At 42.7% G+C, this 25590-nt stretch carries 26 protein-coding genes and 5 pseudogenes; 24 read left to right on the top strand and 7 right to left on the bottom strand.

The genetic code is table 11. The annotated features are described in order from the left end of the window. Positions 1–615: helix-turn-helix domain-containing protein (locus HT715_RS04405; RefSeq protein WP_172922840.1), on the bottom strand; the 615-nt coding region annotated here is incomplete at its 3' end. A gap of 179 nt (positions 616–794) precedes the next feature. Between HT715_RS04405 and HT715_RS04400 the strand changes: the two genes are divergently transcribed. From HT715_RS04400 to yidD, 10 genes are all read left to right on the top strand, one after another. Further along, complete coding sequence (locus tag HT715_RS04400; protein WP_000364983.1) at positions 795–1043, top strand: YneF family protein; 249 nt, start codon at positions 795–797, stop codon at positions 1041–1043. A 203-nt stretch (positions 1044–1246) separates the two neighbouring features. Continuing rightward, the gene (racE, locus tag HT715_RS04395; protein ID WP_000370374.1) at positions 1247–2041 is read left to right on the top strand and encodes a glutamate racemase; all 795 of its coding nucleotides are present in this window, start codon (positions 1247–1249) and stop codon (positions 2039–2041) included. Further along, entirely contained in the window at positions 2038–3009 is a 972-nt protein-coding gene (locus tag HT715_RS04390; RefSeq protein ID WP_055356779.1) for a nucleoside-triphosphate diphosphatase, read from the top strand. Before racE ends, HT715_RS04390 begins: the two co-directional genes overlap by 4 nt. Continuing rightward, positions 2985–3506 carry a metallophosphoesterase gene (locus tag HT715_RS04385; RefSeq protein ID WP_001118962.1) on the top strand — a complete coding sequence of 174 codons (522 nt, stop codon included), beginning with the start codon at positions 2985–2987 and terminating at the stop codon, positions 3504–3506. Before HT715_RS04390 ends, HT715_RS04385 begins: the two co-directional genes overlap by 25 nt. Next, positions 3503–3964, top strand: coding sequence for a cyclic-di-AMP-binding protein CbpB (gene cbpB / locus HT715_RS04380; RefSeq protein ID WP_000560725.1), 462 nt, complete (start codon positions 3503–3505; stop codon positions 3962–3964). The genes HT715_RS04385 and cbpB overlap by 4 nt, the downstream gene beginning before the upstream one ends. After that, entirely contained in the window at positions 3961–4695 is a 735-nt protein-coding gene (gene xerD / locus HT715_RS04375; protein ID WP_261814631.1) for a site-specific tyrosine recombinase XerD, read from the top strand. The genes cbpB and xerD overlap by 4 nt, the downstream gene beginning before the upstream one ends. After that, the gene (locus HT715_RS04370; protein ID WP_138707070.1) at positions 4695–5423 is read left to right on the top strand and encodes a segregation/condensation protein A; all 729 of its coding nucleotides are present in this window, start codon (positions 4695–4697) and stop codon (positions 5421–5423) included. The genes xerD and HT715_RS04370 overlap by 1 nt, the downstream gene beginning before the upstream one ends. Positions 5424–5441: 18 nt before the next feature. Then, a complete protein-coding gene (gene scpB, locus HT715_RS04365; protein ID WP_000105310.1) occupies positions 5442–6011 on the top strand; it encodes an SMC-Scp complex subunit ScpB in 570 nt (189 codons plus the stop codon). Continuing rightward, entirely contained in the window at positions 5998–6720 is a 723-nt protein-coding gene (locus HT715_RS04360) for a pseudouridine synthase (protein ID WP_001222228.1), read from the top strand. The genes scpB and HT715_RS04360 overlap by 14 nt, the downstream gene beginning before the upstream one ends. Next, complete coding sequence (yidD, locus tag HT715_RS04355) at positions 6720–6962, top strand: membrane protein insertion efficiency factor YidD (RefSeq protein WP_000821628.1); 243 nt, start codon at positions 6720–6722, stop codon at positions 6960–6962. Before HT715_RS04360 ends, yidD begins: the two co-directional genes overlap by 1 nt. Positions 6963–7139: 177 nt before the next feature. On the opposite strand, the gene HT715_RS04350 is transcribed toward yidD, so the two are convergent. From HT715_RS04350 to HT715_RS04335, 4 genes and pseudogenes are all read right to left on the bottom strand, one after another. After that, positions 7140–8111, bottom strand: a complete 972-nt coding sequence (locus HT715_RS04350; RefSeq protein WP_000858270.1) for a siderophore ABC transporter substrate-binding protein — start codon at positions 8109–8111, stop codon at positions 7140–7142. A 95-nt stretch (positions 8112–8206) separates the two neighbouring features. After that, positions 8207–9006 (bottom strand): annotated as a pseudogene (locus HT715_RS04345) (ATP-binding cassette domain-containing protein). Beyond that, positions 9003–9959 carry an iron chelate uptake ABC transporter family permease subunit gene (locus HT715_RS04340; RefSeq protein WP_050261390.1) on the bottom strand — a complete coding sequence of 319 codons (957 nt, stop codon included), beginning with the start codon at positions 9957–9959 and terminating at the stop codon, positions 9003–9005. The pseudogene HT715_RS04345 and the gene HT715_RS04340 overlap by 4 nt, the downstream one beginning before the upstream one ends. Next, entirely contained in the window at positions 9949–10908 is a 960-nt protein-coding gene (locus HT715_RS04335; protein ID WP_000777228.1) for an ABC transporter permease, read from the bottom strand. Before HT715_RS04335 ends, HT715_RS04340 begins: the two co-directional genes overlap by 11 nt. A 237-nt stretch (positions 10909–11145) precedes the next feature. On the opposite strand from HT715_RS04335, the gene pepA reads away from it, so the two are divergent. The 7 genes and pseudogenes from pepA (at position 11146) to pnuC (ending at position 17713) form a co-directional block, all read left to right on the top strand. After that, entirely contained in the window at positions 11146–12210 is a 1065-nt protein-coding gene (gene pepA, locus HT715_RS04330; RefSeq protein ID WP_023933656.1) for a glutamyl aminopeptidase, read from the top strand. Positions 12211–12229: 19 nt separating this feature from the next. Further along, positions 12230–12526, top strand: a complete 297-nt coding sequence (locus HT715_RS04325; RefSeq protein ID WP_138701224.1) for a bacteriocin immunity protein — start codon at positions 12230–12232, stop codon at positions 12524–12526. 1110 nt (positions 12527–13636) lie between these two features. Then, positions 13637–14080 (top strand): MarR family transcriptional regulator, encoded by a 444-nt coding sequence (locus tag HT715_RS04320; RefSeq protein ID WP_000655206.1) that lies wholly within the window; start codon positions 13637–13639, stop codon positions 14078–14080. Between the two features lie 37 nt (positions 14081–14117). Further along, positions 14118–14306 (top strand): annotated as a pseudogene (locus HT715_RS04315) (polyketide cyclase); the annotation flags it as partial. A gap of 14 nt (positions 14307–14320) precedes the next feature. Further along, positions 14321–15049: an ABC transporter ATP-binding protein gene (locus tag HT715_RS04310; protein WP_050207779.1), complete on the top strand. Its 729-nt coding sequence runs from the start codon at positions 14321–14323 to the stop codon at positions 15047–15049. Next, on the top strand, positions 15042–16562 hold the full coding sequence (locus HT715_RS04305; RefSeq protein ID WP_050207782.1) for an ABC transporter permease/substrate-binding protein: 1521 nt from the start codon (positions 15042–15044) through the stop codon (positions 16560–16562). Before HT715_RS04310 ends, HT715_RS04305 begins: the two co-directional genes overlap by 8 nt. A 344-nt stretch (positions 16563–16906) precedes the next feature. Then, complete coding sequence (gene pnuC / locus HT715_RS04300) at positions 16907–17713, top strand: nicotinamide riboside transporter PnuC (protein ID WP_000557779.1); 807 nt, start codon at positions 16907–16909, stop codon at positions 17711–17713. A gap of 165 nt (positions 17714–17878) precedes the next feature. Here pnuC and HT715_RS04295 read toward each other — a convergent pair whose 3' ends face one another. Next, positions 17879–18415, bottom strand: coding sequence for a TetR/AcrR family transcriptional regulator (locus HT715_RS04295; RefSeq protein WP_000181701.1), 537 nt, complete (start codon positions 18413–18415; stop codon positions 17879–17881). Between the two features lie 132 nt (positions 18416–18547). Between HT715_RS04295 and czcD the strand changes: the two genes are divergently transcribed. The 3 genes from czcD to HT715_RS04280 all read left to right on the top strand — a co-directional run bounded on the left by czcD (position 18548) and on the right by HT715_RS04280 (position 21073). Further along, positions 18548–19438 (top strand): cation diffusion facilitator family transporter CzcD, encoded by an 891-nt coding sequence (czcD, locus tag HT715_RS04290; RefSeq protein ID WP_000645109.1) that lies wholly within the window; start codon positions 18548–18550, stop codon positions 19436–19438. A 243-nt stretch (positions 19439–19681) separates the two neighbouring features. Then, positions 19682–20035 (top strand): stress response transcriptional regulator NmlR, encoded by a 354-nt coding sequence (gene nmlR, locus HT715_RS04285; RefSeq protein ID WP_001022631.1) that lies wholly within the window; start codon positions 19682–19684, stop codon positions 20033–20035. Next, a complete protein-coding gene (locus tag HT715_RS04280; protein WP_000833735.1) occupies positions 20036–21073 on the top strand; it encodes a zinc-binding dehydrogenase in 1038 nt (345 codons plus the stop codon). A gap of 45 nt (positions 21074–21118) precedes the next feature. Here HT715_RS04280 and galR read toward each other — a convergent pair whose 3' ends face one another. Next, positions 21119–22126, bottom strand: coding sequence for a DNA-binding transcriptional regulator GalR (gene galR / locus HT715_RS04275; RefSeq protein WP_050207786.1), 1008 nt, complete (start codon positions 22124–22126; stop codon positions 21119–21121). A 104-nt stretch (positions 22127–22230) separates the two neighbouring features. Here galR and HT715_RS04270 point away from each other — a divergent pair. The 4 genes and pseudogenes from HT715_RS04270 to HT715_RS04255 all read left to right on the top strand — a co-directional run. After that, positions 22231–23307, top strand: a pseudogene (locus tag HT715_RS04270) (galactokinase); the annotation flags it as partial. An 18-nt stretch (positions 23308–23325) separates the two neighbouring features. Then, positions 23326–24807 (top strand): UDP-glucose--hexose-1-phosphate uridylyltransferase, encoded by a 1482-nt coding sequence (locus tag HT715_RS04265; protein WP_050207790.1) that lies wholly within the window; start codon positions 23326–23328, stop codon positions 24805–24807. Positions 24808–24876: 69 nt separating this feature from the next. Then, positions 24877–25137, top strand: a pseudogene (locus HT715_RS04260) (PaaI family thioesterase); the annotation flags it as partial. A 40-nt stretch (positions 25138–25177) separates the two neighbouring features. Further along, positions 25178–25590: pseudogene (locus HT715_RS04255) on the top strand (IS630 family transposase); the annotation flags it as partial.

The following is a 25590-nucleotide window of genomic DNA, read 5'->3' as shown; positions in this document are numbered from 1 at the left end:
TTTATCAAAATAAGCCCCTAGGATATTGCCGGAAGCATCATCAATGGCTAAGTGTAAGTTAGAGGTTTCTGCTCCAAACCAGGCATGAGGGCTAGCCTCCATTTGGATGAGTTCTCCAGCAAATTTCTTTCTGGGTCTACTAGGATGTAGCTTTTTAGTGTCTTCCAGGAAATCTTTAGCGGACGGTAAGATTGGATTGTCTAGGGGATGATTGCGGTTCAGTTTAGCTTGTTTTCTTAGTCTCTTCTTTGTCTTTCTGTGAGACTTGGGAGAGAGGATGTTTTCCTTATAGAGTATTTTTCTAACAGTTGTATCAGAGAGCTGAATTCCCTCTTCTTCAGCTAGTAATTCACAGAAATGAAGGACATTTGGTTTATATGTTTCATAGGAGAGGTATTTCTTTAGGACACGTTCTTTGATTTCATCAGGGATTGCATGTTTTGGTTTTTGATTTCTGTTTCCGTGTCTGAAGGCTTCTTTTCCTTTCTGTTGATAGGCTAGTAGCAGACGATTGATTTGTCTTTCAGAAAGATTCAGTTCGACACAGGCTCGATTCTTTGTTTTCTTTCCTTGGTCTATAGCTTTTATCACAAGATATTTTTTCGTTTCATTCATATTCAGTTGGATACTTTTCATACGACTATTTTATCAAATGGGACATTTTCACGTTCGATTTACTAAAGACATTCTCACATTCGAATTACATTCCATCCCTGATAGCGTAAAACAAACTAGTCAGGGTGACTAGTTTGTGGTATAATGAAAGGGACTCAAAAAGAAACAGGAGAAAAATGATGGATTTACTTTTAGCAATTGTATTGATTGTGCTAGCTTTTTTAGGAGGAGCTATTGGAGGAATGTACTTGGTTCGTAAGCAAATCGAAAAGGAATTCGCTGACAACCCACGTTTGAATGCTGAAGCAGTTCGTACTCTTTTGAGTGCAAATGGTCAAAAACCAAGCGAAGCCAAGGTACAACAAGTTTACCACCAAATCATTCGCCAACAAAAGGCAGCCCTTGCTAACAATAAAAAGAAAAAATAGATAAGGAAAAGTCTGGGATGAAAGTTCCAGACTTCTCACTATGTTGGCTAAGGGTTTAGGGATGAGACTTTTTCCTTGCATTCTATTGATATTTGATTATGATTAAGAGAGATAGTTATTGATTAGGCTGTCATTATTCAGTTCATAAGGAACGGTAATCATAATGAACTATCAATCAGAAAAAAGACTAGAAAGAAGACTGTATGGATAATCGCCCAATTGGTTTTTTGGATTCGGGTGTCGGGGGCTTGACCGTTGTGCGCGAGCTCATGCGCCAGCTTCCCCATGAAGAAATCGTCTATATTGGAGATTCGGCACGGGCTCCCTATGGTCCCCGTCCTGCTGAGCAAATTCGTGAATATACTTGGCAGTTGGTCAACTTTCTTTTGACCAAGGATGTCAAAATGATTGTCATTGCTTGTAATACTGCGACTGCGGTCGTCTGGGAAGAAATCAAGGCTCAACTAGATATTCCTGTCCTAGGTGTTATTTTGCCAGGAGCTTCGGCAGCTATCAAGTCCAGTCAAGGTGGGAAAATAGGTGTGATTGGAACGCCCATGACGGTACAATCAGATATCTATCGTCAGAAAATTCATGATCTGGCTCCAGACTTACAGGTGGAGAGTTTGGCCTGTCCCAAGTTTGCCCCCTTGGTCGAGTCTGGCGCCCTGTCAACCAGTGTTACCAAGAAAGTGGTCTATGAAACCCTGCGTCCCTTGGTTGGAAAGGTGGATAGCCTGATTTTGGGTTGTACCCATTATCCATTGCTCAGACCTATTATTCAAAATGTCATGGGACCAAAGGTTCAGCTCATCGATAGTGGAGCAGAGTGCGTACGGGACATCTCAGTCTTACTTAATTATTTTGAAATCAATCGTGGTCGCGATGCTGGACCACTTAATCACCGTTTTTACACAACAGCCAGCAGCCAAAGTTTTGCACAAATTGGTGAAGAATGGCTGGAAAAAGAGATTCATGTGGAGCATGTAGAATTATGACAAATAAAATTTATGAATATAAGGATGAACAGGACTGGTATGTCGGGTCCTATGGTATTTTTGGTGGCGTCCGGACGTTGACGGATGATGACTTGGATTTTCCTCTATTGGAGTTTGCCCAAAGATTTCGAGATGAGGATCGAGGTTTTCCTGTTTCTGTTACTGTTTTACGCTATGGTTCTCTCTACCGTTTATTGTCTTTTGTGGTAGATATCCTCAACCAAGAAATGGGACGAAATGTAGAAGTCATTCAACGTCAGGGGGGGTTTCTCTTAGTTGAAAATGGGCAACTCCTGCATGTAGAATTGCCTAAAGAAGGTGTTGATGTAGAAGCATTCTTTGAGACAAACAAGGTCAGAGAAACCTTATTGATTGCGACTCGTAACGAAGGCAAGACCAAAGAGTTCCGAGCTATCTTTGATAAGTTAGGCTACGATGTGGAAAATCTTAATGACTATCCTGACCTGCCTGAAGTAGCTGAAACAGGCATGACCTTCGAAGAAAATGCCCGTCTCAAGGCAGAAACCATTTCTCAATTAACGGGCAAGATGGTTTTGGCAGATGATTCTGGTCTCAAAGTCGATGTCCTTGGTGGCTTACCAGGCGTCTGGTCAGCTCGTTTCGCAGGTGTGGGAGCAACTGACCGTGAAAATAATGCCAAACTCTTGCACGAATTGGCCATGGTCTTTGAACTCAAGGACCGCTCGGCTCAGTTCCACACAACCCTAGTCGTAGCCAGCCCAAATAAGGAAAGTTTAGTTGTTGAAGCAGACTGGTCAGGTTATATTAACTTTGAACCTAAGGGTGAAAATGGCTTTGGCTATGATCCCCTCTTCCTTGTAGGAGAAACAGGTGAGTCATCAGCTGAATTAACCCTGGAAGAAAAAAATAGTCAATCTCACCGTGCCTTAGCCGTTAAGAAACTTTTGGAGGTATTTCCATCATGGCAAAGCAAACCATCATTGTAATGAGCGATTCCCATGGCGATAGCTTGATTGTGGAAGAAGTCCGTGATCGCTATGTGGGCAAAGTCGATGCCGTTTTTCATAACGGCGATTCTGAACTACGTCCGGATTCTCCACTTTGGGAGGGCATCCGCGTTGTTAAAGGGAACATGGACTTCTACGCCGGCTACCCAGAACGTCTGGTGACTGAGCTTGGTTCGACCAAGATTATCCAAACTCATGGTCACTTGTTTGACATCAATTTCAACTTTCAAAAGTTGGACTACTGGGCTCAGGAGGAAGAGGCCGCTATCTGCCTCTATGGTCACTTGCATGTGCCAAGTGCTTGGTTGGAAGGCAAGATCCTCTTTCTAAATCCAGGTTCTATCAGTCAACCACGAGGTACCATCAGAGAATGTCTCTATGCTCGTGTGGAGATTGATGATAGTTACTTCAAAGTGGACTTTTTGACACGAGATCACGAGGTGTATCCAGGTTTGTCCAAGGAGTTTAGCCGATGATTGCCAAGGAGTTTGAGACTTTCTTGTTGGGGCAGGAGGAAACTTTTTTGACCCCTGCTAAAAATCTAGCTGTGTTGATTGATACCCACAATGCGGATCATGCGACCCTCTTGCTCAGTCAGATGACCTATACCCGTGTTCCTGTTGTGACAGATGAAAAACAGTTTGTTGGGACGATTGGACTCAGAGATATTATGGCTTATCAGATGGAGCATGACTTGAGCCAAGAAATTATGGCGGATACGGATATCGTTCATATGACAAAAACGGACGTAGCGGTTGTTTCGCCTGATTTCACCATTACGGAGGTCTTGCACAAGCTAGTAGATGAGTCCTTCTTACCGGTTGTGGATGCAGAGGGTATTTTCCAAGGGATTATTACGCGCAAGTCCATCCTCAAGGCCGTTAATGCCCTCTTGCATGACTTTAGTAAGGAATATGAGATTCGATGCCAATGAGAGACAGGATTTCAGCCTTTTTAGAGGAAAAGCAGGGCTTGTCTGTCAATTCCAAGCAGTCCTATAAGTATGATTTGGAGCAATTTTTAGACATGGTAGGTGAGCGGATTTCTGAGACCAGTCTCAAGATTTACCAAGCCCAGCTAGCCAATCTAAAAATCAGCGCCCAGAAGCGAAAGATTTCGGCCTGTAACCAATTTCTATACTTTCTCTATCAAAAAGGAGAGGTGGACAGCTTTTACCGCTTGGAATTAGCCAAACAAGCTGAAAAGAAGACGGAAAAGCCAGAGATTCTATACCTAGACTCTTTTTGGCAGGAAAGCGACCATCCAGAGGGACGCTTGCTAGCGCTCTTAATCCTAGAAATGGGGCTCTTGCCCAGTGAGATTTTAGCCATCAAGGTTGCGGACATCAATCTGGATTTTCAGGTGTTGCGAATCAGCAAGGCTTCCCAACAGAGGATTGTCAGCATTCCCACGACCTTGCTTTCGGAGTTGGAACCCTTGATGGGCCAGATATATCTCTTTGAAAGGGGAGGGAAAGCCTATTCTCGTCAGTGGGCCTTTCGTCAGTTAGAAGCTTTTGTCAAGGAGAAAGGTTTCTCAACCTTATCAGCTCAAGTCTTACGTGAACAGTTTATTCTAAGACAAATAGAAAACAAGGTCGATTTGTACGAAATTGCAAAAAAAATAGGATTAAAAACAGTCCTGACCTTAGAAAAGTATAGATAATGGATATTAAATTAAAGGATTTTGAAGGGCCCCTGGACTTGCTCTTGCACCTGGTTTCTAAGTATCAGATGGATATCTACGATGTGCCCATTACGGAAGTCATTGAACAGTATCTAGCCTATGTCTCAACTCTGCAGGCCATGCGTCTGGAAGTGACGGGCGAGTACATGGTCATGGCCAGTCAGCTCATGTTGATTAAGAGCCGCAAGCTCTTGCCAAAGGTAGCGGAAGTGACAGATTTGGAAGATGACCTAGAGCAGGATCTTCTCTCTCAAATCGAAGAATACCGCAAGTTCAAGCTTTTGGGGGAGCACTTGGAAGCCAAGCACCAAGAACGGGCCCAGCACTATTCCAAAGCGCCGACAGAGTTGATTTACGAAGATGCGGAGCTTGTGCATGACAAGACGACCATTGACCTCTTTTTGGCTTTTTCAAATATCCTAGCCAAGAAAAAAGAGGAGTTTGCACAAAATCACACGACTATCTTGCGGGATGAGTATAAGATTGAGGACATGATGATTATTGTGAAAGAATCCTTGATTGGACGAGATCAATTGCGCTTGCAGGATTTGTTTAAGGAAGCCCAGAATCTCCAAGAGGTCATCACCCTCTTTTTGGCAACCCTAGAGTTAATCAAAACCCAGGAGCTGATCCTCGTGCAAGAGGAGAGTTTCGGAGATATCTATCTCATGGAAAAGAAGGAAGAAAGTCAAGTGCCTCAAAGCTAGACTTGATAGAGAGGAAAGATGAGTACTTTAGCAAAAATAGAAGCGCTCTTGTTTGTAGCGGGTGAAGATGGGATTCGGGTCCGCCAGTTAGCTGAACTCCTCTCTCTGCCACCGACAGGCATCCAGCAGAGTTTAGGAAAATTAGCCCAGAAGTATGAAAAGGACCCAGATTCCAGTTTGGCTTTGATTGAGACAAGTGGTGCTTATAGATTGGTGACCAAGCCTCAATTTGCAGAGATTTTGAAGGAATACTCTAAGGCGCCTATCAACCAGAGCTTGTCTCGGGCTGCCCTTGAGACCTTGTCCATTATTGCCTACAAACAGCCGATTACGCGGATCGAAATTGATGCCATCCGTGGGGTTAACTCGAGTGGAGCCTTGGCAAAGTTGCAGGCTTTTGACCTGATAAAGGAAGACGGGAAAAAGGAAGTATTGGGGCGCCCCAACCTCTATGTGACTACGGATTATTTCCTAGATTACATGGGGATAAACCATTTAGAAGAATTACCAGTGATTGATGAGCTTGAGATTCAAGCCCAAGAAAGCCAATTATTTGGTGAAAGGATAGAAGAAGATGAGAATCAATAAGTATATTGCCCATGCAGGTGTGGCCAGTAGGAGAAAAGCAGAAGAGCTGATCAAGCAAGGTTTGGTGACGGTTAACGGCCAAGTGGTGCGTGAACTAGCAACCACTATCAAGTCAGGCGACAAGGTCGAAGTTGAAGGTCAACCTATCTACAACGAAGAAAAGGTCTATTATCTGCTTAACAAACCACGCGGTGTCATTTCCAGTGTAACAGATGACAAGGGTCGCAAGACGGTTGTCGACCTCTTGCCCAATGTCAAAGAGCGCATTTACCCTGTGGGTCGTTTGGACTGGGATACATCAGGAGTCTTGATTTTGACCAATGATGGGGATTTTACAGACGAGATGATTCACCCTCGTAATGAGATTGACAAGGTTTATGTCGCGCGTGTTAAAGGTGTGGCCAATAAGGACAATCTCCGCCCCTTGACCCGTGGACTTGAGATTGATGGTAAGAAAACCAAGCCAGCTGTCTATGAGATTCTCAAAGTGGACCCAGTTAAAAACCGCTCTGTGGTGCAGTTGACCATCCATGAAGGGCGTAACCACCAGGTTAAAAAGATGTTTGAAGCTGTCGGTCTCCAAGTGGACAAGTTGTCACGGACCCGTTTTGGACATCTAGACTTGACAGGACTCCGTCCAGGAGAATCCCGTCGTCTTAATAAAAAAGAAATCAGCCAACTACACACCATGGCTGTAACCAAGAAATAATGAAACGAATTTTAATAGCGCCTGTGCGCTTTTACCAACGGTTTATCTCACCAGCCTTTCCACCTTCTTGTCGCTTTGAGCCGACTTGTTCCAACTACATGATTCAGGCTATTGAAAAACATGGCTTCAAGGGTGTTTTGATGGGCTTGGCTCGGATTTTACGTTGCCATCCCTGGTCGAAAACAGGTAAGGACTCCGTCCCAGACCACTTTTCCCTCAAACGGAATCAAGAAGGGGAATGAGGTGAGGTAAATAGATTTCAAAATGATAAAAACGCATCCTATCAGGTTTGAGTGAACTTGATAGGATGCGTTTTAGAATGTCAAAATTTTATACTCTTCGAAAATCTCTTCAAACCACGTCAGCTTCTATCTGCAACCTCAAANNTTCATTGAGTATTAAATTGAGTTTGAAGTGGCTTATTTCAAAGCTTTTTGTGTGTCTTCAATCATGAGTTTTGTTGATTCAAGACCTCCTCCACTTAGATACCAGAGGTCTGGTGTTAGTTGGATAATCTTACCATTTTTAGCGGCAGGTGTTTCAGCGATAAGGGCATTTTCTAGGACACCGTCGTTGCTAGAGTTGTCCCCACCGATGGCAAGAGTACGGTTGATGACAAAGAGGATGTCAGGATTGATTTCTTTGACACTTTCAAAGCTGACTTCTTGTCCGTGGCGAGAATCTTCAAATTGAGTATCAGTTGGCTTGAATTTCAAGGTTTGGTACAAGAAAGAGAAACGAGATTGGGCACCAAAGGCAGCCATTTTTCCTTCATTGAGGAGGATGGCAAGGGCTTTTTTGTCAGAGCTTTCATTTTTAGTAGCGACTTCTTGGATGCTCTTGTCTAGCTTGTCCAATTCTTCCTTGGCTTTCTGTGTACTAGTTTCACCAAAGGCGCTTGCTAGGGATTCGATATTAGTCTTGGTAGAAGTCCAGTAGTCGTCCTTGCTTGCTTGGAAGAGAACTGTTGGGGCGATTTCTTTGAATTTGTCTACGAATTTTTGTGTACGTAGGGAAGCAATAATCAAATCAGGCTCAAGGGCGGCGATAGCTTCTAAATCAGGTTCTCTCATAGAACCAACATTTTTAACTTTTCCAGCTAGGTCTTTGAGATAGGTTGGTACTGTTTTTGTAGGCATTCCAACGATATTTTTTTCAAATCCTAGAGCACGAATAGTATCCGCAGCGCCGAGGTCAAAGGTCACAATCTTTTCAGGAACTTTGGAAAGTTTGACTTCGTCTAGTGAACTTTTAATGGTTATCTCTGTTGGAGCAGAGTTGCTTGTTTCCGACTGACTAGTGCTTGAGTTTGTATTTGTACTGCATGCACCAAGTAGAAGCAAGAAGCTGGCCACTAGGGCAGTGAAATAAAGTTTAAGGGATGTTTTCATGATTTCTCCTTTTTAAAATGTGATAACGATTTAGGGAGTCTCTTGGTCTTATTGACTAAGAGACCGAAGGTTCTCTAACTTGAGCTTCTATGTTACTAGCTATAGATACAGATCTTTTTGCCATTGATATCAGCTAGCGTGATAGGAATCTCATAGAGTTGACTGAGCAGGTCAGCCTGCATGATTTGATTGGTTCTTCCCTTGCTAAAGACTTGACCGTCCTTGAAGGCGATAATTTCATCCGCATACTGGCTGGCCATGTTAATATCGTGGAGGACGATGATAATGGTCTTGCCGAGTTCCTCCACCAGTCGCCGAAGAATCTGCATCATGCTGACGCTTTGCTTGATATCGAGATTGTTGAGTGGTTCGTCCAGCAAGATAAAGTCCGTATCCTGGGCCAGTACCATAGCGATAAAGACACGTTGGAGCTGGCCGCCAGACAGACTATTGATGTAGCGGTCTTTTAAGTTTATCAGTTCCAGATAGTTCAGAGTTTCTCGAATTTTTTCCCAGTCTTCTGGTCTCAGGCGTCCTCGGCTGTAGGGAAAACGTCCAAAGCTGACCAGTTCTTCAACGGTTAATTTTGCCTGGTAATTGATCTTCTGCTTTAGGATGGTCAGTTCTTGGGCTAGTTCTTGCGAATTCCAACTCTCGATTTCACGACCTTTGATACTGAGAATTCCCTGATCTTTCTTGGTCAGTCTGCTCATGATGTGATACTGAGAATTCCCTGATCTTTCTTGGTCAGTCTGCTCATGATGGAGAGGAGAGTCGATTTTCCAGCACCATTTGGACCAATGAAGGCTGTCAGTTTCTGAGGACTGACTTCAAGCGAAATGCCTTGCAAAATATCCTGTTTTTGAATGGATTTGTCAATGTTTTCCAGTTTCACCGACGCGCCCTCCTATAAAGTAAGATAAAGAATAAGAAGCCACCCACACTCTCGATGATCATACTGATGCGAATTTCCAGCGCAAAGACTCGTTCAATCAAGGCTTGCCCCAAGGTCAAACTGATAAATCCGACCAGAATGGCCACGATAAAGAGCAACTTGTGCCGATAGTCTTTGACAATTAGGTAGGTGAGGTTGGCTAGCATAAAGCCGAAGAAGGCCATAGGTCCTACCAGGGCAGTTGCTGTTGAGGTCAAAAGTACGATACCCCAGAGGAGTTCTTTCTGTTCTTTTTCAACATCGAGTCCCAATACCTGAGCTGTTTCTCTTTGCAGGTGCAAGACATCCAGAATGACTGCTTTTTGAAAGAAAAAGATTGTCAAAGCAAGGATAATCAGAGAACCAATGGCTAGGATGGAAGTATTGAGATGCTGAAAGGAGGCAAAGAGACTGTTCTGCAATTTATCGTATTCATTTGGATCCATCAAGACTTGAAGGAAGGTACTGATATTTCGAAAGAGACTTCCGAGGGCTAGACAGATCAACAGAATGAAGACAAGGTCTTGCTTCATCAGTGTCTTCAAGTAGCCTTGCAAGGCGAGAAAGAAGAGGGATTGAAGTAGAAGTAAGACTAGGAATTCTAAAATGGGAGACTTCCCGAGTTGAAGAAACTTACTTTCAAAAACCAGTAGTAGGGTTTGTAGTAGGACGTAGAAGGATTCGATTCCTAAAATACTAGGCGTCAGGAATCGATTTTCCGTCAGGGTTTGAAAACTAATGGTCGAAATCCCAGTCGCGATGGCTACCAAGAGATAAACGATGATCTTTTGGGAACGCAACTTCCAAGTAAAGGCTGACAAGTGAGTGATGGGCCAAAAGTAGAGAAGACAAGCTCCGATGGCAAGAATAATGAGAATCCAGAAGAGCTTGGTATGTTTGCTTTTAGTCTGCATCTTTTCGTCCCCCTCTCCAGAGAAGTAGGATAAAGACGAGACTACCGATGATTCCTAGCAAGAGACTGACAGACAACTCATAGGGTCTGATCAGAACTCGGGATAGGATATCGCAAGCCAGAACTAGATTGGCACCAACCAGTGCGACCATGAGTTTGGTTTGACTCAGATTATCTCCATAACGCTTGCGAATAAGATTGGGAACAATAACTCCAAGAAATGGTAAGGCACCCACGGTAATCATGGTGACGCTTGTCGTTAATGCAATCAGAAAGAGAGCTAGTTTTTCAAGTAGGGAGTAAGAAATCCCCAAACTTTCACTGGTTTCTTTTCCTAGATTCATGATGGTAAAAGTTTGGGATAATTTCCAAACGGCTATCAGGATAATGAGGCCTAAGAAGAGCCACTCATACTGATGGGTCTGAATCATGGAGAAGGATCCTTGGGTCCAAGCAGTCATACTCTGAACCAGATTGAAACGATAGGCGATAACTTCTGTGACTGAGTCGATAATCCCACTATAGATGATTCCAATCAGAGGCAACATCCACCTTTCCTTTACAGTAAAAATGGTCATAAAGGCTAGGAAGAAGAGGGTAAATATGATGGATGAAACAAAAGCGAAGAGCATCTTTTGGGTTAGACTCGCAGACGGAAAGATAAAGAGGCTCAATACCATTCCCAGTTTGGCGGCTTCAGTGGTTCCAACTGTACTCGGAGCAGCAAACTGATTTTGAGTGATGGTCTGCATGAGAAGGCCTGCCATACTCATACTAGAGGCCGCAAGGAGAATACTGATGGTTCTTGGAAGACGGGACTCCTGAAATAGTAGCCAGGTCTGCTGGTCGAAAGCAAAGAGTTTTCCCCATGAAAAATCACTGGTTCCAATGCTAATAGAGAGAAAGACTAGGAGCAGAAGTAAGCCAATTAAATAATGAGAAAGTTTCATACCCCGTCCTTTCATGTAGATTTGGTATCGAAAGATACCTGCGGATATTACTGTAACATGTTTTTTCTAATCTGTCAATAAAATTTCTGACAATTTAATGTAAAAAAGAAAGAAAAATTCCTGAAAGAATATCTGTCTCTCTTTTTTATAGGAAAACTGAGTAAGAAACTATCCACCTTCCCACTATCCTTCTCCTCTAAAAAGTGGTAAAATGGATGAAAGAAAGAAGGAACTGAAATGACAACATTATTTTCAAAAATCAAAGAAGTAACAGAACTTGCTGCTATCTCAGGTCATGAGGCGCCTGTCCGTGCTTATCTTCGTGAAAAATTGACACCGCATGTGGATGAAGTGGTGACAGATGGCTTGGGTGGTATTTTTGGTATTAAACATTCAGAAGCAGCGGATGCGCCGCGCGTCTTGGTCGCTTCTCACATGGATGAAGTTGGTTTTATGGTCAGCGAAATCAAGCCAGATGGTACCTTCCGTGTCGTAGAAATCGGTGGCTGGAACCCCATGGTAGTCAGCAGCCAACGTTTCAAACTTCTGACTCGTGACGGTCGTGAAATTCCTGTGATTTCAGGTTCTGTTCCGCCGCATTTGACTCGTGGAAAGGGGGGACCAACCATGCCAGCCATTGCCGATATCGTCTTTGATGGCGGTTTTGCGGATAAGGCTGAGGCAGAAAGTTTTGGAATCCGTCCGGGTGATACCATCGTACCAGATAGCTCTGCAATCTTGACAGCCAATGAAAAAAATATCATCTCAAAAGCTTGGGACAACCGCTACGGTGTTCTTATGGTTAGCGAGTTGGCGGAAGCTCTGTCAGGTCAGAAACTTGGCAATGAACTCTATCTGGGTTCTAACGTCCAAGAAGAGGTTGGTCTCCGTGGTGCGCATACTTCCACAACCAAGTTTGACCCAGAAGTTTTCCTAGCAGTTGACTGCTCACCTGCTGGTGATGTTTATGGCGGTCAAGGCAGGATTGGAGATGGAACCTTGATTCGTTTCTACGATCCAGGTCACTTGCTTCTCCCAGGAATGAAGGATTTCCTTTTGACAACAGCTGAAGAAGCTGGTATCAAGTACCAATACTACTGTGGTAAAGGCGGAACAGACGCTGGCGCAGCACATCTGAAAAATGGTGGTGTCCCATCAACAACAATCGGAGTCTGTGCTCGTTATATCCATTCTCACCAAACACTTTATGCAATGGATGACTTCCTAGAAGCGCAAGCCTTCTTACAAGCCTTGGTGAAGAAATTGGATCGTTCAACAGTTGATTTGATTAAAAATTATTAAACATAAGGAGGTGGTAGGGATGGTAGAACCAAACCTAGAAAGCCTTGTAAAAGATCTTTACAATCATGCTCGACATGATTTGAGTGAAGATTTAGTTGCTGCTCTCCTAGAGACTGCTAAAAAACTGCCTACTACAAATGAGCAATTGCTGGCAGTTCGTCTCTCAGGTCTGGTCAATCGTGAATTGCTCAAGAATCCCAAACATCCGGCACCTGAGTTGCTCAATTTGGCTCGTTTTATCAAGAGAGAAGAAACCAAGTACAGAGGAACCGCAGCTTCTGCGATTATGTATGGGGAGCTCTTTAAAATGCTTTGATTCCATTGTGGATCAAAGTATTTTTTGGTACGACGGGCATGTCGTGCATCTGAGGTGTAAGTCCTCGGTGGGCACCTGCTACCGGTGAACCCAATAGCGATTCCCAAGCCTGACTATCGTGAGGTAGCGGATTAAAACGGTCTGGAGATAGACCGTTTTAAGTCTGACACTGGAAATAAGAATCGTCAGAGGAAGGGATAGCGAAATCGTGGCTCTACGAACAGGAAGGTGATAGTAAGGCGTATATAGCGGATAAGGGGGCCAGAAACTCTAAAGTCCAAAAAGGTAGTCGTAACCTATATGCGTAAATCACGAGAGTAATTGAATTCGGACTAAGGTTTGTGTGAAAAAGATAAATCTTTCTAGAGTCTAAAGACTCTGCGTCAGATTTCCTATTTTCACTCTAACCTTTTAACGTCCTCATATCTTGTATAAACGAGGAAAGATGTAGGACTTATCCCGTGAGGTCTCATGAGCGCTGAAAGCGTAGTAACAAGGAATCATGAGAAGTCAGCCGAACCCATAGTAGTGAGGAAACTTCTGTAATGGAAGTGGAACGAAGTGAGGAATCGTCAAACGGTAGGGGATAGGCTGTTTGAAGTGTGCTATGAGAAAGATAGGGTAAGGTGAAATTATAGCGGGATGAAATAAGATATGAACAAATTGATTGGGGGAATTAAATCGCTTTCTATCGATGTTTTAGAAGATACAGTGCCCTAGTCCAACTTCAATATACTATAAAAGAACAGATGGAAGCAATTATGATTGACTTCTATCTTTAAAATAAATGGTCTGATAGGAAAAACGTGACTCCTCATAAAATATAGTATAGTACAGATGGAAGCAATTATGATTGACTTCTATCTTTAAAATAAATGGTCTGATAGGAAAAACGTGACTCCTCATAAAATATAGTATAGTACAGATGGAAGGCTTTTGTAGACTGGAGGACGAAGGAGTTTAGAAACTCTCGTTAAAAGTTAGTTGAACCGGAGTATGGTGATGTAAATCATTATCAAAAATTATTTCTAAATCGAAATAGTTGACAGTTGAAAGGACAAGTGTTACAATTATTCTATTCATTTCGATATCGAAATAATTGGAGGTGTTATGAAAGATAGTCATTTGCTAGCCCATCATATTCGTTTGTTGAATGGGCGGATTTTTCAGAAGTTACTGAGCCAAGATCCTGAGGCTCTTTATAGGGGTGAGCAGGGTAAGATTTTAGCGGTTTTATGGAATAGTAAAACTGGCTGCGCAACTGCGACAGATATCGCGCTTGCGACTGGGCTTGCGAATAATACGCTGACGACTATGATAAAAAAGCTAGAGGAACAAAAGCTTGTAATTGTTAGTCCGTGTGGAAAAGACAAGCGTAAGAAGTATTTAGTTTTAACGGAGTTAGGCAAGTCCCAGAAAGAAGTGGGGCATCGTGTTAGTCAGAAATTGGATACGATCTTTTACAAAGGATTTTCAGAGGAAGAAATTCGGCAATTTGAAGCCTTTCAAGAAAGAATTTTGGCGAATCTGAAAGAGAAGGCAAAAGAGGATTAAAATAGATCAAATTAGCTGTTTATAAGTAAAGGCCGCTTTCGACTTTGTTTTCCAACTCTTAGGACAAGGAAACTATGTGGTTAGTTATGGTCAGACTCAGATTGATGGCCTTGCTTATGCCCAGTACAATATCTTCCGTTTAGAAAATGGAAAAATTGTAGAGCATTGGGACAATAAGGAAGTCATGCCTAAGGTAGAAGACATGACCAATCGAGGAAAGTTTTAAAATGAGGACAAAGAATGATTGAATACAAAAATGTAGCACTGCGCTACACAGAAAAGGATGTCTTGAGAGATGTCAACTTACAGATTGAGGATGGGGAATTTATGGTTTTAGTTGGGCCATCTGGCTCAGGTAAGACGACCATGATTAAGATGATTAACCGTCTCTTGGAACCGACTGATGGAAATATTTATATGGATGGCAAGCGCATCAAAGACTATGATGAGCGTGAACTTCGTCTGTCTACTGGTTATGTTTTACAGGCCATTGCCCTATTTCCAAATCTAACGGTTGCGGAAAATATTGCCCTGATTCCTGAGATGAAGGGCTGGACTAAGGAAGAAATTGCTCAGAAAACAGAAGAGCTTTTGGGCAAGGTTGGTTTACCAGTAGCTGAGTATGGGCATCGTTTGCCTAGTGAACTATCTGGTGGAGAACAGCAACGGGTTGGTATTGTCCGTGCTATGATTGGTCAGCCTAAGATTCTCCTCATGGATGAGCCTTTTTCGGCTCTTGATGCTATTTCGAGAAAACAGTTGCAGGTTCTGACAAAAGAATTGCATAAAGAGTTTGGGATGACAACGATTTTTGTAACCCATGATACGGATGAAGCTTTGAAATTGGCGGACCGTATTGCTGTCTTGCAGGATGGAGAGATTCGTCAGGTGTCGAATCCTGAGACTATTTTAAAAGCTCCTGCAACAGACTTTGTTGCAGACTTGTTTGGAGGTAGTATTCATGACTAATTTAATTGCAACTTTTCAGGATCGTTTTGGTGATTGGTTGACAGCCCTATCTCAACATTTGCAGTTGTCACTTTTGACCTTGTTACTAGCTATTTTGCTTGCGATTCCCTTGGCTGTTTATCTTCGCTATCATGAGAAGTTGGCGGATTGGGTCTTACAGATTGCAGGGATTTTCCAGACCATCCCGTCTCTGGCCTTGTTGGGGCTCTTTATTCCCTTGATGGGAATTGGAACCTTGCCGGCTTTGACAGCACTAGTAATTTATGCGATCTTTCCGATTTTACAAAATACCATCACTGGACTCAAGGGAATTGATCCGAGTCTGCAAGAGGCTGGGATTGCCTTTGGGATGACTAGATGGGAGCGACTCAAGAAGTTTGAAATTCCACTGGCTATGCCGGTTATCATGTCTGGGATTCGGACGGCAGCAGTGTTGATTATCGGTACGGCAACCTTGGCTGCCTTGATTGGTGCTGGGGGACTAGGTTCCTTTATCCTTTTGGGAATTGACCGTAATAATGCCAGTCTGATTTTGATTGGGGCCCTTTCTTCAGCAGTGCTTGCCATTGCCTTTAACTTCCTACTAAAAGTGATGGAAAAAGCAAAATTGCGGACGATTTTTTCTGGTTTTGCCTTGGTGACCATATTGCTTGGTTTGTCTTATAGCCCAGCCCTCTTAGCTCAAAAAGAGAAAGAGAACTTGGTCATTGCTGGGAAATTGGGTCCAGAACCAGAAATTTTGGCCAATATGTATAAGCTCCTCATTGAAGAAAATACCAGTATGACTGCGACTGTTAAACCAAATTTTGGGAAAACAAGCTTTCTCTATGAAGCTCTGAAAAAAGGCGATATTGACATCTATCCTGAATTTACAGGAACGGTGACTGAAAGTTTACTTCAGCCATCACCGAAAGTGAGTCATGAGCCAGAGCAGGTTTATGATGTAGCGCGTGATGGTATTGCCAAACAGGATCATCTAGCCTATCTCAAACCCATGTCTTATCAAAATACCTATGCTGTAGCTGTTCCGAAAAAGATTGCTCAAGAATATGGCTTGAAGACCATTTCGGACTTGAAAAAAGTGGAAGGGCAGCTGAAGGCAGGTTTTACTCTCGAGTTTAATGACCGTGAAGACGGAAATAAGGGCTTGCAGTCAATGTATGGTCTCAATCTTAATGTGGCGACCATGGAGCCAGCCCTTCGCTATCAGGCAATTCAGTCAGGTGATATTCAAATCACGGATGCCTATTCAACCGATGCAGAGTTGGCACGTTATGATTTACAGGTATTGGACGATGACAAACAACTCTTCCCACCTTATCAAGGGGCTCCACTGATGAAAGAAGCTCTTCTCAAGAAACATCCAGAGTTGGAAACAGTTCTCAATAAATTGGCTGGTAAAATTACTGAAAGCCAGATGAGCCAGCTCAACTATCAAGTCGGTGTTGAAGGCAAGTCAGCAGAACAAGTAGCCAAGGAATTTCTACAAGAACAAGGTTTGTTGAAGAAATGATGGGGTAGAGACTTTAAACATACTGAACTCAACTTCCTTAAACGACTAGATAAAAGAATGCTCAGACAATTTCGTCTGGGCTTTTTTGATGTGAGAATGACTGAATGTCACTTAAAATGGAAAGAAAGAGAAAATTTTCATGATTTTCTAAAATTTTACTGTAAAGACAGTTGACTATTCATAAAATAGGTGTATAATATTTTGTGAACTACTTAACAAATAAGGGGTTTCAGCTCATGTCGACTAAGGTTAGAAATCTTGTGTATAGGCAGTTCATTATCTAATAGAGCGTTGCGTCCGAAAGTCTATCCAGACACGGCTCTTTAAAAACAAAAGGAGAAATGATGCATACTTATTTGCAAAAGAAAATTGAAAATATCAAAACAACCCTAGGTGAAATGTCAGGTGGTTACCGTCGTATGGTTGCGGCTATGGCTGATTTAGGATTTTCAGGAACTATGAAGGCTATCTGGGATGACCTCTTTGCCCATCGTAGTTTTGCCCAGTGGATTTATTTGCTGGTTTTAGGAAGTTTTCCTCTCTGGCTGGAGTTGGTTTACGAACATCGTATTGTTGACTGGATTGGGATGATTTGTAGCTTGACAGGGATTATCTGTGTAATCTTTGTATCGGAAGGTCGAGCAAGTAATTATCTTTTTGGCTTGATTAACTCTGTTATTTACCTTATTTTGGCCCTACAGAAAGGCTTTTATGGTGAGGTGCTGACGACACTTTACTTCACAGTCATGCAGCCAATTGGACTTCTAGTTTGGATTTATCAGGCACAGTTTAAGAAGGAAAAGCAGGAGTTTGTCGCGCGTAAACTGGACGGCAAGGGCTGGACAAAGTATCTTTCCATTAGTGTGCTTTGGTGGTTGGCCTTTGGCTTCATTTATCAGTCTATTGGTGCCAATCGTCCCTATCGTGATTCAATCACAGATGCAACCAATGGGGTAGGGCAAATCCTCATGACAGCTGTTTACCGTGAACAGTGGATATTCTGGGCGGCTACCAATGTCTTTTCAATCTATCTCTGGTGGGGAGAAAGCCTGCAAATTCAAGGGAAATATCTAATTTATCTCATTAACAGTCTAGTTGGTTGGTATCAATGGAGCAAGGCAGCTAAGCAGAATACTGATTTACTTAACTAGGAAAAGATGTTTGAAAGTGCTGTTTTGAGATTTCGATTAAAACAGATATAGTTGATAATCAAGGATTTATAGTATGAAAAAGAGGATCGGCGGGTCCTCTTTTGTTGTTGAAAAGATAAAAAGCTCAGTAACCTAGAAATAAGACAACTGAGCTTTACTCTATATTCAATTTTTAGGAATGAGAAGGTCTAGATAAAATTGGACAACTTCCTGGTCTGTGAAATCTTGACCTTTTTTGAGCCACCAGGTCAATGTCTCGATAAAGTTGGACACGACCAAGTGTTGGAGGTAAGAAGTAGGTAGACTTGGGTGAGTTTGCTTCAAATCAGCAGCCAGCATGGGATAGACGTGGTGCTCAAGCTCTCTCTGTAGTTGACGGAGGAAATAGTCATTTTTGGAGAATAGTAGACTGGTGATATGGTCTTGGTTTTTCTGAAAATGCAGAAAGAGGTGGGCTAGGTAATCTTCGGTTGAAATGGCTTGCTCTCTTTCAAAAAGATGATGGAAGAGGTAGCGGCAGAGCTGGTCCAGAAGAAGCTCCTTACTCTCATAGTGACAGTAAAAGGTGGATCGTCCCACATCTGCGAGATCAATGATATCCTGAACAGTAGTGGCCTCGTAACCCTTAGCATTCAAAAGTTGTATAAAAGCTTGATAGATGGCTTTTTTGGTTTTGCTGATACGGCGGTCAATGTTAGTCATATGGACACTTAAGGCAAATTGTTCAGAACTGAATAAAGCTGACGTTTTGCTTCTATCCTTTCTTTGAGTTTTAGTGGATAATGATAATGAACAAGGTGTTCATAAATCTATTATAACAAAGGAATGAGAAATATGAAGGCAAAATATGCTGTTTGGGTGGCTTTTTTCTTAAATTTGACTTATGCCATTGTTGAGTTTATTGCAGGTGGAGTATTTGGTTCTAGCGCTGTTCTTGCTGACTCTGTGCATGACTTGGGAGATGCGATTGCAATTGGAATATCAGCTTTTCTAGAAACAATCTCCAATCGTGAAGAAGACAATCAGTACACCTTGGGCTATAAGCGGTTTAGCCTGCTAGGAGCCTTGGTAACAGCTGTGATTCTCGTAACGGGCTCTGTTCTAGTCATTTTGGAAAATGTCACGAAGATTTTGCATCCGCAACCAGTCAATGATGAGGGGATTCTCTGGTTAGGAATTATTGCGATTACTATCAATCTGTTAGCGAGTCTGGTGGTTGGTAAGGGAAAGACAAAGAATGAGTCTATTCTGAGTTTGCATTTTCTGGAAGATACGCTAGGGTGGGTAGCTGTTATCCTGATGGCGATTGTTCTTCGATTTACGGACTGGTATATCCTAGATCCTCTTTTGTCCCTTGTCATTTCTTTCTTTATTCTTTCAAAAACCCTTCCACGTTTTTGGTCTACACTCAAGATTTTCTTGGATGCTGTGCCAGAAGGTCTTGATATCAAGCAAGTAAAGAGTGGCCTGGAGCGATTGGACAATGTGGCCAGCCTTAATCAGCTTAATCTCTGGACTATGGATGCTTTGGAAAAAAATGCCATTGTCCATGTTTGTCTAAAAGAAATGGAACATATGGAAACTTGTAAAGAGTCTATTCGAATTTTCCTAAAAGATTGTGGTTTTCAAAATATTACCATTGAAATTGATGCTGACCTAGAAACTCACCAAACCCATAAGCGAAAGGTGTGTGACTTGGAACGGAGTTATGAGCATCAACATTAGAAAAAAGTGAAAAATACTTGGGTACTATCTTATTTGGAATAGAGTAATTTCTTTATTATTTAAATATTTCAAAAATTGGTAAGAGAAGAGCATTGTATAAACTCCAGATATATGATTGTTAATGATAAAAATTTTTCGATTAGGTGCAAAATGCTTGACTTGGAGTCAACTCAAAGTTATATAATAAGATAAGTGAGTTAGAGTAGCTTAAACTCAGTGAATGAAAGGAGAGGAGGTTAGCCTATGAATATTAAATCTGCCAGTGATTTGTTGGGAATTTCAGCGGATACGATTCGGTATTATGAACGGGTTGGTCTTGTGCCACCGATTACTCGTACTGCAACTGGGATTCGTGATTTTCAAGATCAGGATATAGAAGCGCTGGAATTTATTAAGTGTTTTCGTTCGACAGGTGTCTCTGTAGACAGTTTAGTTGACTATATGTCGCTCTACCAAAAGGGGGATGAAACGCGAGAGGAGAGGCTTGGTATTTTAGAAGAGGAAAAGAAAAAATTAGAGGAGCGCTTGTCTCAGTTACAGACGGCTTTAAATCGCTTAAATCTCAAAATTAAACTTTATAAGGAAGGAAAATTTTAAATGAAATCAGCAGTATATACAAAGGCAGGTCAGGTTGGACTTGCTAGCATTGAACGTCCGCAAATAATAGAAGCGGATGATGTGATTATTCGTGTGGTTCGTGCGTGCGTTTGTGGTTCAGATTTATGGAGGTACCGTAATCCAGAAACGAAAGCTGGACACAAAAATAGTGGACACGAAGCGATTGGGATTGTTGAAGAAGCTGGGGAAGCCATTACGACGGTGAAACCAGGTGATTTTGTGATTGTCCCTTTTACACATGGATGTGGTGAGTGTGATGCCTGTCTTGCTGGATTTGACGGTTCTTGCGACAATCATATTGGCAATAATTTGGGGGGTGATTTTCAGGCAGAATATATTCGCTTCCACTATGCAAACTGGGCGCTGGTTAAAATCCCTGGTCAACCTTCTGACTATACAGAAGGGATGCTCAAGTCCCTTTTGACTCTTGCAGATGTCATGCCGACAGGCTATCATGCGGCGCGTGTTGCAAATGTTCAAAAAGGGGACAAGGTTGTTGTTATCGGTGATGGGGCTGTTGGTCAATGTGCTGTCATCGCGGCTAAGATGCGTGGAGCATCACAAATTATCCTTATGAGCCGTCATGAAGACCGTCAAAAGATGGCTATGGAGTCAGGTGCGACAGCTGTTGTTGCAGAACGTGGTCAAGAAGGAATTACCAAGGTGCGTGAAATCCTCGGTGGAGGAGCAGACGCAGCACTTGAATGTGTTGGTACGGAGGCTGCTATAGAACAGGCGCTAGGTGTTCTTCATAATGGAGGGCGTATGGGCTTTGTAGGAGTCCCACACTATAATAATCGTGCTCTTGGTTCGACATTTATGCAAAATATCTCTGTAGCAGGTGGGGCAGCTTCTGCTACAACATACGATAAGCAATTTTTACTAAAAGCCGTCCTTGATGGTGATATCAATCCAGGTCGCGTCTTTACTTCAAGTTATAAACTGGAAGATATCGACCAAGCCTACAAAGATATGGATGAACGTAAGACAATTAAGTCTATGATTGTAATCGAATAAAAAACGAATAGGAGTTTTAGAACTCTATTCGTTTTTTATGTTATCCTATTCTTGATTTAGGGTACTTTCTCTTAATGTCAGTTTGGTTCCCAACATGGTCAGGCTAGGTATTTTCCGACCGTGGAGTACTTCTTTGTTAAGAATATCCATACCTGCTCGCCCCATTTCTTCAGTATAAACTGTGATGCTGGAGAGGGGAGGATAAACCTGCTTGGTCAGGCTGGTGTCGTTAAAGGAAATGAGGCTGACACGGTCTGGTAGGCTGATTCCAGCTTCTTGGAGCGCACGAAGGGCACCGATGGCTAAACTATCGCTGGCTGCGAAAAATGCTGGTGGGAGTTGGTCTCCCAAGCTCTGAATGGCTTCCTTCATCAAGTCATAGCCAGACTGGGCAGTAAAGTTTCCTTGAAAGACCAGTTCATCATGATAGATTCCTTTTGCTTGACTGTAGTTTCTGAAATTTTCCAGCCGCTTATCCTGAATGATTTCTTCTTGGTCAGTTGTTTCTTCAAGGCCTGTTAGAATCCCGATACGGTCCATTCCTTGGCTGAGGAAATAATCGACAACCTGTTTCATGGCAGTGTAAAAGTCCGTAATAATACAAGTATGCCCCAGAGAAAGTGTATCACTGTCTAGAAAGACCAGGGGTTTTTGGTATTCTTCAAAGGCAGAAATCTGAGCTCGACTAAACTTTCCGATGCAGAGAATTCCAATCACTTCCTCGCTTAGGGTAAAAGGGTGGTCATTAAAATAGCGCAAGATATCGTAGTCCAACTCTTGGGCTCTTTTTTCTATTCCTAGGCGAATCTGGTAGTAGTAGAGGTCGTCTAGCTCCCCTTGTTCGCTGACCCATTGAATAATGGCAATCTTTTGCTTGGGTTTATGGGACTCGCCTGTCTTGAGGTGCTTGGTGTAGCCCAGCTCTTCAGCAACGGTTAAAATACGGTGTCTGGTTTCTTCTGTAACAGATAGGCTCTGGTCGCGGTTGAGGACACGGGATACGGTCGCGATAGAGACAGAGGCTAGCTGTGCAATGTCTTTTAAGGTAGCCATAAGTCCTCCTTGATTAGGTTAGTATATCATATTTTTCTTCTTTTTACTGATGTTTTACTAAAATTTTAGTAAAAAGGATTGACCTTGGGAAATTCCTTGGATACATTGGTGAACACACAGACTACAACGGTGGGCACGTTTTTCCTGCTGCTATTTCCTTGGGAACTTACGGTGCAGCTCGTAAGCGTGACGACCAAGTCTTGCGTTTCTACTCAGCTAACTTTGAGGACAAGGGCATTATCGAAGTGCCTCTCGCTGACCTCAAGTTTGAAAAAGAGCACAACTGGACCAATTATCCAAAAGGGGTTCTTCATTTCTTGCAAGAAGCTGGGCACGTGATTGACAAAGGTTTTGATTTTTATGTTTATGGGAATATCCCAAATGGTGCTGGCTTGTCTTCTTCAGCATCCTTGGAGCTCTTGACAGGAGTCGTGGCAGAGCATCTCTTTGATTTAAAACTAGACCGTTTGGATTTGGTTAAAATCGGAAAACAAACAGAAAACAACTTTATCGGAGTCAACTCTGGTATCATGGACCAGTTTGCTATTGGTATGGGGGCTGATCAACGTGCTATTTACCTTGATACCAACACCTTAGAGTATGATTTGGTGCCACTTGATTTGAAGGACAATGTCGTTGTTATCATGAACACCAACAAACGCCGTGAATTGGCGGACTCTAAATACAATGAACGTCGTGCTGAGTGTGAAAAAGCAGTGGAAGAATTGCAAGTTGCCTTGGATATTCAGACCCTGGGTGAATTGGACGAGTGGGCCGTTGACCAATATAGCTATCTAATTAAAGATGAAAATCGTTTGAAACGTGCTCGCCATGCTGTGCTTGAAAACCAACGTACCCTTAAAGCTCAAGCAGCCCTTCAAGCAGGTGATTTGGAAACATTTGGTCGTTTGATGAATGCGTCACACGTTTCTCTGGAGCATGATTATGAAGTAACTGGTTTGGAATTAGATACCCTTGTTCACACAGCTTGGGCACAAGAAGGAGTTCTCGGTGCTCGTATGACAGGGGCTGGTTTTGGTGGCTGTGCCATTGCCTTGGTTCAAAAAGATACTGTTGAGGCCTTTAAGGAAGCTGTAGGCAAACACTACGAGGAAGTAGTTGGATACGCTCCAAGCTTCTATATCGCTGAAGTTGCAGGTGGCACTCGCGTCCTTGACTAGTCAAAAGGAGGCTCTATAGTGACCTTAGTAGATAAATTTGTAACACATGTCATTTCTGAAAGTTCATTTGAGGAAATGGATCGAATCTACCTGACCAATCGTGTTTTGGCACGAGTGGGAGAAGGTGTTTTGGAAGTTGAGACCAATCTGGATAAATTGATTGACCTCAAGGACCAGCTAGTTGAGGAAGCCGTTCGATTAGAGACGATTGAGGATAGTCAGACTGCGCGTGAAATCCTTGGTACTGAACTGATGGACTTGGTGACTCCTTGTCCGAGTCAGGTCAATCGTGACTTCTGGGAAGCCTATGCCTACTCTCCTGAGCAAGCGATAGAGGATTTTTATCAACTCAGTCAGAAAAATGACTACATCAAACTCAAGGCCATTGCTAAAAATATCGCTTATCGTGTTCCATCTGATTATGGAGAACTTGAAATTACCATCAATCTCTCTAAGCCTGAAAAGGATCCGAAAGAGATTGCGGTAGCCAAGTTGGTGCAAGCTAGTAATTATCCTCAGTGTCAACTTTGTTTAGAGAATGAGGGTTACCATGGTCGGGTCAACCACCCAGCTCGCAGCAACCATCGGATTATCCGTTTTGAAATGGTTGGTCAGGAATGGGGGTTCCAGTATTCGCCCTATGCTTACTTTAATGAGCATTGTATCTTTTTAGATGGCCAGCATCGTCCCATGGCCATTAGTCGTCAGAGTTTTGAACGTCTGTTGGCTATCGTAGAGCAGTTTCCAGGATATTTTGCTGGATCTAATGCCGACCTGCCGATTGTGGGGGGCTCTATTCTAACTCACGATCATTATCAGGGAGGCCGTCACGTATTTCCTATGGAATTGGCTCCCTTGCAAAAGACCTTCCGATTTGCTGGTTTTGAGCAGGTCAAGGCTGGAATTATCAAGTGGCCAATGTCTGTCCTACGCTTGACTTCGGATTCCAAAGAGGATTTGATTAACTTAGCTGATAAGATTTTCCAGGAATGGCGTCAGTATTCAGATTCTAGTGTGCAGATTTTGGCAGAGACGGACGGAACACCGCATCACACCATCACACCAATTGCTCGTAAACGCGATGGACAGTTTGAGTTGGACTTGGTCTTACGAGATAATCAAACATCACCAGAACATCCTGATGGCATTTATCATCCTCACAAGGATGTCCAACATATCAAGAAGGAAAATATCGGCTTGATTGAGGTCATGGGCTTGGCTATTTTACCACCTCGTCTGAAAGAAGAGGTGGAGCAAGTCGCTAGCTATCTCGTGGGAGATGGTGATACAGTTGCCGATTATCATCAGGAATGGGCAGACCAACTCAAAGTCCAACATCCAGACCTAGCGGATAAAGAAAAAGCCCTTGAAATCGTCAAGGACTCTGTTGGTGCTATCTTTGCGCGTGTACTGGAGGATGCAGGTGTCTACAAGCAGACAGAACAAGGACAGGCAGCCTTTATGCGCTTTGTGGAGCAGGTTGGAATTTTGCCAGACTAGGAGCTTTCTCCTTGCACAGTCCTATAAAAAGTAGTATCATAGTGTCGTTTGAAATATCAGGAGGAAACAATGAAAGATTTTCATTTTGACGCTATATCTGCCTTTGAAAATTACGAAATTGAACAAATGAGAGATGGTCACGTTGTGGTGACGACCAAAGTAGTGGACTCGTCGCTCAACTACTATGGCAACGCCCATGGTGGTTATCTCTTTACCCTTTGCGACCAGATCAGCGGTTTGGTGCTCATATCTCTGGGGCTTGATGGAGTGACACTCCAATCCTCTATCAACTACCTCAAATCAGGAAAACTTGACGATGTGCTGACTATTATAGTTGCTTAGTTTCAAACAAGCATGTTATAATAAAGCTATGGCATATAGTACAGATTTTAAACAGCGAGCATTAGATTACATCAAAGAGGGGCACAGCCATGTCGAGGCAGCCAAGGTTTTTGATGTTGGCGTCAGAACTCTCTTCACGTGGGAAAAGAACTTACGTGAACAAGGACACTTAGAGAGGAAAAAGCGAGTCGTCAAAAACCGAAAGATTCCTTTAGAGGAATTGAAATCCTTTGTAGAGGCTCATCCAGATGCTTTTTTACGGGAAATTGCGGCACATTTTGATTGTGCTGTCCCTTCAGTATGGGCAGCTTTAAAGCAGATGAAGGTCACTTCAAAAAAAGATGACGAGCTTTAAGGAACAAGACCCAGAGAAAGTCGCTGAGTTTCTTGATATTTTGGATAACCTAAACGATTTACCAATCGTATATATTGATGAAACAG

The organism is Streptococcus sp. 4155, assembly GCF_013276695.1.
In the GTDB taxonomy this organism is placed as follows: domain Bacteria; phylum Bacillota; class Bacilli; order Lactobacillales; family Streptococcaceae; genus Streptococcus; species Streptococcus pseudopneumoniae.
This window is presented reverse-complemented; position numbering and strand designations above follow the sequence as displayed.